The organism is Bacillus sp. MZGC1, from assembly GCF_002998605.1.
In the GTDB taxonomy this organism is placed as follows: domain Bacteria; phylum Bacillota; class Bacilli; order Bacillales; family Bacillaceae; genus Bacillus.
The window spans coordinates 1-10050 of sequence record NZ_PVRE01000012.1; the positions used below are offsets into that span (position 1 = coordinate 1).

The 10050-nt window shown below is 40.5% G+C and carries 10 protein-coding genes and 1 pseudogene; 1 reads left to right on the forward strand and 10 read right to left on the reverse strand.

Annotated features, from left to right (window positions below):
- From C6Y06_RS19835 to spoVK, 8 genes are all read right to left on the reverse strand, one after another.
- Positions 1–627: LXG domain-containing protein (locus tag C6Y06_RS19835; protein ID WP_189288427.1), on the reverse strand; the 627-nt coding region annotated here is incomplete at its 3' end.
- Positions 628–760: 133 nt separating this feature from the next.
- Entirely contained in the window at positions 761–895 is a 135-nt protein-coding gene (locus C6Y06_RS20500) for a hypothetical protein (protein WP_262417204.1), read from the reverse strand.
- 2 nt (positions 896–897) lie between these two features.
- Positions 898–1989, reverse strand: a complete 1092-nt coding sequence (locus tag C6Y06_RS19840; protein ID WP_106037561.1) for a Rap family tetratricopeptide repeat protein — start codon at positions 1987–1989, stop codon at positions 898–900.
- A gap of 453 nt (positions 1990–2442) precedes the next feature.
- Positions 2443–3777 carry a type I glutamate--ammonia ligase gene (glnA, locus tag C6Y06_RS19850; protein WP_034662117.1) on the reverse strand — a complete coding sequence of 445 codons (1335 nt, stop codon included), beginning with the start codon at positions 3775–3777 and terminating at the stop codon, positions 2443–2445.
- Between the two features lie 59 nt (positions 3778–3836).
- On the reverse strand, positions 3837–4247 hold the full coding sequence (locus C6Y06_RS19855; RefSeq protein ID WP_034662120.1) for a MerR family transcriptional regulator: 411 nt from the start codon (positions 4245–4247) through the stop codon (positions 3837–3839).
- A 91-nt stretch (positions 4248–4338) separates the two neighbouring features.
- Entirely contained in the window at positions 4339–5619 is a 1281-nt protein-coding gene (locus tag C6Y06_RS19860; RefSeq protein ID WP_060596370.1) for a methionine gamma-lyase family protein, read from the reverse strand.
- An 18-nt stretch (positions 5620–5637) separates the two neighbouring features.
- Entirely contained in the window at positions 5638–6900 is a 1263-nt protein-coding gene (gene hflX, locus C6Y06_RS19865) for a GTPase HflX (RefSeq protein WP_106037562.1), read from the reverse strand.
- A 121-nt stretch (positions 6901–7021) separates the two neighbouring features.
- Positions 7022–7981 carry a stage V sporulation protein K gene (gene spoVK, locus C6Y06_RS19870; protein WP_034662129.1) on the reverse strand — a complete coding sequence of 320 codons (960 nt, stop codon included), beginning with the start codon at positions 7979–7981 and terminating at the stop codon, positions 7022–7024.
- A 320-nt stretch (positions 7982–8301) separates the two neighbouring features.
- On the opposite strand from spoVK, the gene C6Y06_RS19875 reads away from it, so the two are divergent.
- Positions 8302–9060: an N-acetylmuramoyl-L-alanine amidase gene (locus C6Y06_RS19875; RefSeq protein WP_106037563.1), complete on the forward strand. Its 759-nt coding sequence runs from the start codon at positions 8302–8304 to the stop codon at positions 9058–9060.
- A 67-nt stretch (positions 9061–9127) separates the two neighbouring features.
- On the opposite strand, the gene C6Y06_RS19880 is transcribed toward C6Y06_RS19875, so the two are convergent.
- Both C6Y06_RS19880 and C6Y06_RS19885 read right to left on the reverse strand, forming a co-directional pair.
- Positions 9128–9745: a hypothetical protein gene (locus C6Y06_RS19880; RefSeq protein ID WP_034662134.1), complete on the reverse strand. Its 618-nt coding sequence runs from the start codon at positions 9743–9745 to the stop codon at positions 9128–9130.
- A gap of 84 nt (positions 9746–9829) precedes the next feature.
- A pseudogene (locus tag C6Y06_RS19885) lies at positions 9830–10050 on the reverse strand (class 1b ribonucleoside-diphosphate reductase subunit beta); the annotation flags it as partial.

Sequence of the window (10050 nt, forward strand, 5' to 3'; positions counted from 1 at the left end):
AAATGCTTTTGCATCATAATACATGGGCTGAGCGTTCTTTCCTTTTCCTGTAGCAGCCATCATTTTTGTATAAAAAGTTGCAAGATGTTTCTCAATCGCTTCTGATTTTGCGTATTCTGTTTTTAGGGCATGATCTAATGTATGTACAGCCTCAATTGCATCTTTTCTTTTTTTGTTCGCATCATCTAAGTGCTCGTCTACCTCTTTGCTGGAAAATGTCTGCAATTCAATCAAATCACTAATATCGTCAAAAATAGCCGTAAGGGCTTCTTTTTGTTCCTTCACCATATCTTTATTGTTCTGAATGCCCTGCTTCAATTGAGCGTCTAAGAAGTGCTCGTCAATAAATGTACTACCGCCTAATGATTCATCATCAAGCTTTCCTTTCACTCCATCTAAAAAAGCCTTTTGCATATCGATAAAATCAAGATAAGTGTCCGTGTATAGTGCAAGATCATTATAAAAAGCTTTGATATTATCTGCACCTTTTCCAGTAAACTCGTCACCTAATCCCGATACACTTTTTAATGCTTTTTTCACAAGTTTCATTTCTTCTTGAAGCTCATGATAGGCCTTTGACCTTTGTTCTACAGCTGATAGTAAAGATGGAGCATCTAATATTTTCATATAAAAAAGACTCCTTTTATGGCGTATTCATTTACTAGAATACCATAAGGAGTCTTATACTTTAATCCAATTTATCTATTTTTAACCATTCAACCCCGGAGCTGGTCTGTAGAGGTTGATTCAAACCATCCATTTATGATCCTGCACCTCTTGAGGAAAGTAACACTATATCACTTTTAGCATCTGCCTGGGTATGTTGTAAAATAGGCATTCCAAGTATTGTACCTATCAGCAAAGCAGTAGTAATAATCACCATTATTTTTTTCATGATCATATGACCTCCTTTCCTATAAGCGTACAAGATTTTAAAGCCAATTCCAAGAAGTAGTTACTTTCTTCATAAAGATTTAACTTTTTATATATGGAGGCAACATCAGGAGCTAATGCCTCTAAATCAACATATGCTTTTCTTTCTTCCAAAAGATATAGCCCTTTCTTGATGTCCTCATAGCTTTCCCGTGGTGTTGTATAACATTTCTCAAGGATATTGAATTTCAAAATAAAGTTTGTGTTCTGCTGTTCTTTAGAAAAGGTTTTCCCCTCAGCAACCCAACTTATTGCCTGATCCAACTGATTTGATTTATAGCTTGATCTTGCAAATTCATACGCACATTGTAAGTAAGAAACAGGAGCTGACTGTTTTAGATCATCTGCGGAAATTGCTTTGTTGAAATATTCAATTGCTTCTATATGGTGGTCATCCTGAATTTTGAGAAATCCTAAATCATAATAAGCCAACGCTAACAATCTCTTATCATTCTTCTCAATCAGTCTATCGACACACTCCAAAAGCATTCTTTCAGCATTGTCTAGTCTACCATCATCAATCAAATTCAGTGCCAACAACATATTACAGTTTATGGTCTGTATGCTGTAGCCTTCATGACCTTTGTAGATATCCTTGGCTGTTTGTAGATGATGGTGAGAAAGGAGCGTGACCTTGTTGAAATAGTAGAGTGTGCCAATTTTATAATGGAACTCAGCCTTTTCAATTTCATCATGTACCTTGTCCAATTGTCTCTCAGCTACTCTGAATAGGACTAGAGCTTCTGAATAGTTATTCTTTGCACTCTCATACATACCTTTGAAAAGATAAAAGTAAAACCTTAGCATGTCATCTGTTTTGACTCTTTCACTTTCTGTTATTGTTGGTTGCCTCACTAAATCTTCCATAAGTACCTTAAATCTGTAATCAAGAATATTGAAATAGAGTAAAACATCTTGATTTTCTTCCATTTCGCCTAACATTTCTTGAATCTCATCCCTCAACTCTACTGCTTGTGAAACTTCCCTCTTTTTAATATGTAAATACCATTTGTTGAGTGTGTTTGCTACATCTACAGAGGAGATCAAACCTGACATCCCATTACCCCCTTGCTATCATTTCCTTTGTATAATTTTAACATGGCATTTACAACATATGTAAAGTCGAAGTGTTCATTTTAAAAGTTTTCGGTATCCCGCAAAATGCAAAAATACTTATCTATAAAAGGTATGTTTTATGTAGAGTGCATTAAAAGAGGAACGACATGGCAGTACAGAATTAAACATATGGATCCTGTAACACAAGAAGTAACAGAGCTTTCTAAAGGTGAATTTAGTACAAAAAGAAGCGCAAGTTGCTGCTTCAAAACATAAAGAATTGCTTAGAAGTGATATTGAAGTTGGTGGCGTAGAAATAACTTTAAAACAGTTTCTTTAGGAACACTAATTCTCTTTTTAAACATAGGTTTACACATCGTTTTCTTCTTTTCTGAATATAATTTGACCAAAATAAAAACCCCTGAAACCATTGGTTCCAAGGGGTTTTCTTTATTAATACTGAGACATATACTGATCGCGTTCCCATGGGTGTACTTGGGTGCGGAACATATCCCATTCGATTTCTTTTGATTCGATGAAGTGTTCGAATAGGTGATCGCCTAGTGCGTTGATCATGACTTCGTTTGATTTCAGTAACTCAAGTGCTTCTGCAAGTGTTGCAGGTAGGTCAGAGATGCCGTTTTCAAGGCGCTCTTCTTTGTCCATGACATAAATGTTTCTGTCGATTGGTGCTGGTGCGGCTAGTTTATTTTTGATTCCGTCTAGACCTGCTGCAAGTAATACGCTTAGTGCAAGGTATGGGTTTGCAGATGGGTCTACGCTGCGCACTTCTACACGTGTGCTGATGCCGCGTGATGCAGGGATACGGATCAATGGACTGCGGTTTTGTGCACTCCATGCAACGTAGCAAGGTGCTTCATATCCAGGTACAAGACGCTTGTAAGAGTTAACCGTTGGGTTTGTGACCGCTGTAAAGCTTGTTGCGTGCTTGACGATACCTGCGATAAAGTGTCTAGCAGTCTCGCTTAATTGTAAATCTGCTTTTTCATCAAAGAATGCGTTTTTGCCATTTTTGAATAATGATAGGTTACAGTGCATACCAGAACCGTTTACACCGAACAATGGTTTTGGCATGAATGTCGCATGAAGACCGTGCTTTCTCGCAATCGTTTTGACAACGAGTTTGAACGTTTGAATGTCATCACAAGAACGGATAGCGCCAGCATATTTGAAATCAATTTCATGCTGTCCAGGTGCTACTTCGTGGTGAGATGCTTCAATTTCAAAGCCCATTTCTTCAAGCTCAAGCACGATATCACGGCGGCAGTTTTCGCCTAGATCTGTTGGTGCAAGGTCAAAGTATCCGCCTTTATCGTTTAGTTCAAGCGTTGGTTCGCCTTTTTCATCTAATTTAAATAAGAAGAATTCTGGCTCAGGCCCAAGGTTGAAATCACTAAATCCTAGTTCTTCCATTTCCTTTAAGACACGCTTTAAGTTATTACGTGGGTCTCCATCAAATGGCGTCCCGTCCGGCTTGTAAATGTCACAAATAAAGCGTGCAACTTTACCTTTTTCTGCTGTCCAAGGGAAAATAACAAATGTATTGAGATCTGGGTATAGATACATATCTGATTCTTCAATACGTACGAAGCCTTCAATAGATGAACCGTCAAACATACATTTGTTATCGAGAGCTTTTTCTAACTGGCTCACAGGAATTTCAACATTTTTAATCGTTCCGAGAATGTCTGTAAATTGCAGACGAATGTACTTTACGTTTTCCTCATTTACTAATTTTACGATATCTTCTCTTGTGTATTTTGCCATTTCGTAAAACTCCTCCCCTACAAAAGGTAAAATTGTATAGCAATGCTTTTGCTAATTCGTTAACGGAAGAACCTTGACATATCCCCCTGCCTAAAGGTCGTTCCTTGTTGGAAACGTCCAGCCTGAATGAGTTCCTTCTTCAGTAGCTTCCTGAGTTCATCATCTGTCAAGTTGTGCTTGGCTGTGGTTTTCTCCTCGGTCTTTGTGTCAGACGCTGGATTTTCTGCCTCAGCTTTGGCAAAAAGTTTTTTGATTCCTGCCATGTTTACACCTTGTTCGATGAGGTTTTTAATTTCTAGTAATTTATCAACATCATGGAAAGAAAATAATCGGCGATTCCCATCACTTCTTGCTGGAAATACTAATCCATTTTCCTCATAATAGCGAATTTGCCTTGCAGATAATTCTGTTAGCTGCATGACAATCCCAATTGGGAATAAAGGCATTGAGCGGCGAATGTTATCACTCATCTCAACTGTCTCCTCCTCTTTGCTTAAATTTATTATATGTCATGTTATATTATGTGTCAACACTATGTTAGGAATATTAACATGGATTTTTTTATTGAGCAGGTATGTCGATAAAACCTTGTTCCAATAAGGCATCTACAGCACTGCAAATCGCATTTTTCACATGGGCATACGTGAGTCCGCCTTGAACGTAGGCTGTATAAGGCGGTCTGATCGGTCCATCGGCTGACAATTCGATACTAGCTCCTTGGACGAAGGTGCCCGCTGCCATGATGACATCATCCTCGTAGCCCGGCATATAGCTCGCATGCGGTGTGACGTGACTGTTGATCGGAGATGCATATTGAATCGCCTGGCAGAACGCAATCATTTTGTTAGGATCGCCAAATTCGACTGATTGAATCAAATCCGTTCTTTTCGCATTCCACGCTGGGTTCGTTTGGAATCCGAGCTTCTCAAGAAAACGAGCCGTGAACACTGCGCCCTTTAAGCTTTGAGCCACAACATGCGGTGCTAAGAAAAATCCTTGATACATTTCCTGGAGCGCATACAGCGATGCACCCGCTTCACTGCCGATGCCCGGAGATGTCATTCGATAAGAGCAAGCTTCTACCCATTTTTCTTTTCCAACGATGTAGCCGCCTGTTTTGGCAAGGCCGCCGCCTGGATTTTTAATAAGGGAACCTGCCATAAGATCCGCTCCCACATGACATGGCTCTTGTAATTCAGTAAATTCACCATAACAGTTGTCCACAAACACAATGATTTCTTCATTGATCTCTTTTACAAATGAGATCATTTGCTCGATTTCTTCTATTGTAAAGGAGGGTCTTGAAGCATAGCCTTTCGAACGCTGAATGCCGATGACTTTTGTTTTCGAGGAGATCGACTCTTTTACTTTGTCATAATCGACTGATCCATCTAGCCTTAAATCAATGGCCTTGTAATCAATCTGGAAATCTTTTAATGAGCCTGTCCCTTCTTTGCCGCGAATCCCTACAATTTCTTCTAGCGTATCGTATGGTTTTCCCGTCATATAGATCAATTCATCACCAGGTCTCAGCACACCAAATAACGCAATGGAAATCGCATGTGTGCCGGAAATGATCTGCGGACGCACAAGGCCGCTTTCTCCTCCGAAGACATCCGCGTAGATCTTTTCTAACGTGTCTCTTCCCATATCATCGTAGCCATATCCAGTTGTCGGGTTAAAGTGAGAGTCACTGACTTTATGCTTTCGGTAGCTTTCAAGCACCCGCCACTCATTTTGTTCGCTCTTTTGATCAATTTGCTGATGCACGTGTAAAATGTCTTGTTCTGTTTCTGCTGCTACTTTTTCTAAAATACTGCCGTGTTTTAATGTATGAAACATCTTGATTTAATTCCTTTCTTACAACATATACTTCTTGATTTGACCTAATATGGTCTGCTCCTCACCACTAAACCCGGTGATGTCATAAAGTTCTGCTTCTTTTTGAAATTCTAGTGATTCCACGAGCGTTTCTGATTTTAATGCGGAGATGAGCTTTCCTTCATACGCTGGAATCTTCACATGATATGGCTTTAAAAAGGTTTTTTTCAGTTCAGCCATGATATCCGCTTTTAACCGCTTCACATCTTCTTCGTGTCTCGCACTGATTAACAGATGACGATGCTTTGAAGATGGGATGAAATCCGGTCTGATTCGATCTTCTTTGTTATAAACCGTCAGCATTGGAATACGATCTGCTTCTAATTCCTCTAAAAGCTCATGAACCGTCCGTTCGTGACCTTCGTAATCCTCATTAGAAGAATCGATGACGTGAAGCAAATAATCAGCTTCCTTCACTTCTTCAAGAGTGGAACGAAATGCCGCTATCAGTGTTGTTGGAAGGTCTTGGATAAAGCCAACAGTATCTGAAATCAGCACACTGTAGCCAGATGCTAATGTCATCTTACGTGTCATTGGATCAAGCGTCGCAAACAGCAGATCCTCTTCATGACTATCTGCTTCTGTTAATTGATTAAACAAAGTAGATTTTCCAGCATTCGTATATCCGACAATGGCAATTTGGAACACCCCATTTTTCTTCCGGCGTTCCCGGTATCTTGTACGGTGTTCTTTGACTGTAGATAATTGCCCGTTAATTTCGTGAATGCGGTTTCGAATATGGCGTCTATCTGTTTCAAGTTTTGTTTCACCTGGTCCTCTTGCGCCAATTCCGCCTCCTTGTCTTGAGAGGCTGATCCCTTGTCCGCTTAGTCTCGGCAAGGCATACTGAAGCTGGGCAAGCTCTATTTGCAGCTTCCCCTCTCTTGTACGAGCCCTTTTTGCAAAGATGTCTAAAATCAATTGTGTACGATCAATAATTTTCACATCTAAGGCAGTTGCCAAAGCTTTTAGCTGACTTGGAGACAGTTCGTCATTAAAAATAATGACATCACATTCGAATTCCTCGCAAAGCACTTCAAGCTCTTCTACTTTGCCTTTACCGATATATGTTGCGCTGTCTTGTCTATTTCTCTTCTGCGTCATTACGCTGACAGCTTCACCGCCAGCCGTTTTGGTTAAGGAAGCTAATTCTTCCATTGAGTATTGAAAGCGTTCATCCGTGACATGCGGCAATTGACAGCCGACAAGGATCGCTTTTTCTGTCATTTCATGTTCATTCAACGTCAGTTGTTTCCTTTCTGTACTTAAGTTTTCAGTAGTACCATCATACCAAACACATCACACGTATACCACTATTCGGATGGTTTATTTTAGTATCTCTTTATAAAAAGGATACGCCATTTTAAGTAGGCGTATCCTCTTTCATTTGCAGATCGTGACTTTTAATGGTGAGCAAATCTTTTTTATCATAATGATCCACAAGCAGGAGTCTCATCGCTTGGGTTCGAATGGCCTTTTCAATCGTGTTTCGCACAAAGCGGCCGTTGCTGAATTTTGCAGGACTCGTGGTGCTTTTAATGTGCATTAAGTAATCTCGCAGCTTCCATTCAGCTTCTTGGGTAAATATATATTCTCTGTCAGCCATCATTCGTTTGGCAATGTCCATGAGCTGATCGACGGTATAATCAGGAAAGCTGATATTGATTGGAAATCTGGATTGCAGCCCAGGGTTTAATGATAGAAAATGATCCATTTCCTTAGAGTAGCCAGCAAGAATGAGAATGAATTCGTGCTGTTTGTCCTCCATATGTTTTACTAGGGTATCAATCGCTTCTTTCCCAAAATCCTTTTCGCCTCCGCGGGCAAGAGAATAGGCTTCGTCGATGAACAAAATGCCGCCTAGTGATTTTTTAATTAACTCCCTTGTTTTTTGCGCAGTATGACCAATGTACTCTCCGACAAGATCTCCGCGTTCCGCTTCAATTAAGTGCCCCTTTGAGAGGACATTCATTTCAAAGAAAAGCTTCCCGACAAGTCTTGCAACCGTTGTTTTCCCTGTGCCTGGATTCCCTTTGAACATCATATGAAGCGCTTGTTTGCCTACCTTTAACCCTTGTTCCTGCCTTTTTTGATTGACAAAGATCCAAGCATAAATCTCTTTTATGTTTCGTTTCATTTCATCCATACCGACAAGGCTGTTCATTTCACGCTCTATTTCCCGTAAGATGCTGTGCTTTGCCTCATTTTTCTGCAAGGCTTCTAAGTATTCTGCCTCTGAATCTGCATCAACCAATACTTGCTTTTGTCCGTTAAGTATAATATTGATTTGGCCGTTGTTTTTATATGTGACAGCTCGCTCCAACGTATTCACCTCTCGCTCTTCTCTCTTTATTCTATTCGGGTGGAGCTGTAATCGTGACAATCGCCCGCTTAAGCCCAAGTTTGCTGTCAAAATGACCCGAGATACCGAATATTGTAGGGATTTCTGCGGTTTCCCAGGAAATGATGTGCTATTTCCATTGTATTCATCCAATTTAGGCGGACAAACCAACAATTTGTTTTTTCTTAGAAAAATGTAGCTTTCTCATCACAAATTGTGCAGAAAAGAGTCTCAATGATTTCCGCATATTGTACAGGCAATTCTTCTATTTTCTCATAAAATAAAGACGAGGTGATGAATAGATGGTGAAAATTTTTATTGATCCTGGCCACGGAGGAACAGATTCTGGAGCTGCTGCAAATGGACTTTTGGAGAAAAATATAACACTGCAAATCGCGATTTTACTGAGAGATATGTTGATTAGTGATTATGATGACGTTTCTGTCCGCTTAAGTCGTTCAATTGACCAGTCCGTCACTTTGGCCCAGCGTACAAATGCGGCAAACAGCTGGGGAGCTGACTATTTCGTGTCTATTCATATTAATGCAGGCGGGGGCACAGGTTTTGAAAGCTTTGTGTATCCTGGCGTTTCAGCACCGACCACCACGTATCGCAATGCCCTTCATGATGAAATTGTTCGCTCAGTGGATTTTGCCAACCGCGGCAAGAAAACAGCGAACTTCCACGTTCTTCGAGAAACTTCTATGCCCGCTATTTTAACAGAGAATGGTTTCATCGATACGACAGCTGATGCCAATAAGCTCCGCAGCGCGACCTTCCTTCAAGGCATCGCTCGCGCTCATGCCACTGGATTAGAGAAAGCCTTTCAGCTGAAAAAAAAAGCAGGTAATCTTTATAAAGTACAGGCTGGGGCTTTCAAGGTGAAAGCCAATGCGGATGAATTAGCAGCCACACTTAAATCCAAAGGCTTTGACGCCTTCGTTGTATTAGAGGGAGGTATGTTCCGAGTGCAAGCTGGGGCTTTCCGCACAAAACAAAATGCGGATGACCTCGTCGCAAGACTAAAGCAGGCCGGTCACGACGCATTCGTTTTCCAATAAGCTGAAGCTGTTATAACGAAACAAACCGGCTCAAGTCTGCTGCTGAGCCGGTTTGTTATTTATTCATTTATGCTAAAATGTTCACGACAAATTGAGACCATGTTTCAAGTCGATCGAAGTATTCGGGCTTTTTCAAATCGGATGCTTTCATCCATTTTCCTGAGATTTGATCTGTTTCTTTCACTTCTACATGAGCACCCGGCGCTAATTCAAGTGCTGATAACAGGCCAATGTGCACACGGCCGACACTGTTGTCATCATCATTAATTAAACCAAGGGTTTTCATCTCAAGCTTGTCTTCTTCTTGAATAGAAAGTTCCTCGTCCAGCTCACGATCCGTATTTTCCTTTAGAATTTCAACAAAGTTTTTCCCTTCGATGAAATTCATGTGACCACCAAAGCCAAGAGACAACTTATGATGCAATCGAGTCTCTCCCCCGCCTTGAAGCCTTTCATATACATACACTTCGTCCTCACGCTTAATCACGACATAAGGAATCGGCTGCTTGAAGTCAGGATTTTCTTCCGCATCGCCTCTGCGCATCTGCTCGAAGTGCTCTTCGATTTCTTTCATAATGGTGTTGATTGTTTTCTCTTCACTATTCACACCATTAAACGCAAGCGTTTCGTTTTGGAACACGCGTGTGCGCGGTGCAACTAGTATGATTTCATCCATTTTTCCCATGCTCGGTAACCTCCAGTATGTAACGCATTGTATGAAATGGCAAAAAGCCAAAACGAGTGATGCGTTTTGACTTTTACGCCTTACTTATGATTCATCTCCAAAGAAGAAGTCATCATCTTTTAACGGCTCTACAGTTGCTTTTTTGTAGCCGTTCCCTTTCATTGAGAAGAAGTCATGCGACTTTGTTTTTGTATTGAGTCCGTTCAATACAATTGGATTGATCTCTTCTTCTTCAAAGTAAGGGGCAAATCCAAGGTTCATTAACGCTTTATTGGCATTGTAACGAATGAACTTTTTCACATCAT

What these genes read in the sequence shown, in the direction of transcription:
- C6Y06_RS20500 (WP_262417204.1), bottom strand. Translation starts at nt 895, where the DNA reads ATGAAAAAAATAATGGTGATTATTACTACTGCTTTGCTGATAGGTACA.
- C6Y06_RS19840 (WP_106037561.1), bottom strand. Translation starts at nt 1,989, where the DNA reads ATGTCAGGTTTGATCTCCTCTGTAGATGTAGCAAACACACTCAACAAA.
- glnA (WP_034662117.1), bottom strand. Translation starts at nt 3,777, where the DNA reads ATGGCAAAATACACAAGAGAAGATATCGTAAAATTAGTAAATGAGGAA.
- C6Y06_RS19855 (WP_034662120.1), bottom strand. Translation starts at nt 4,247, where the DNA reads ATGAGTGATAACATTCGCCGCTCAATGCCTTTATTCCCAATTGGGATT.
- C6Y06_RS19860 (WP_060596370.1), bottom strand. Translation starts at nt 5,619, where the DNA reads ATGTTTCATACATTAAAACACGGCAGTATTTTAGAAAAAGTAGCAGCA.
- C6Y06_RS19875 (WP_106037563.1), top strand. Translation starts at nt 8,302, where the DNA reads ATGGTGAAAATTTTTATTGATCCTGGCCACGGAGGAACAGATTCTGGA.
- C6Y06_RS19880 (WP_034662134.1), bottom strand. Translation starts at nt 9,745, where the DNA reads ATGGGAAAAATGGATGAAATCATACTAGTTGCACCGCGCACACGCGTG.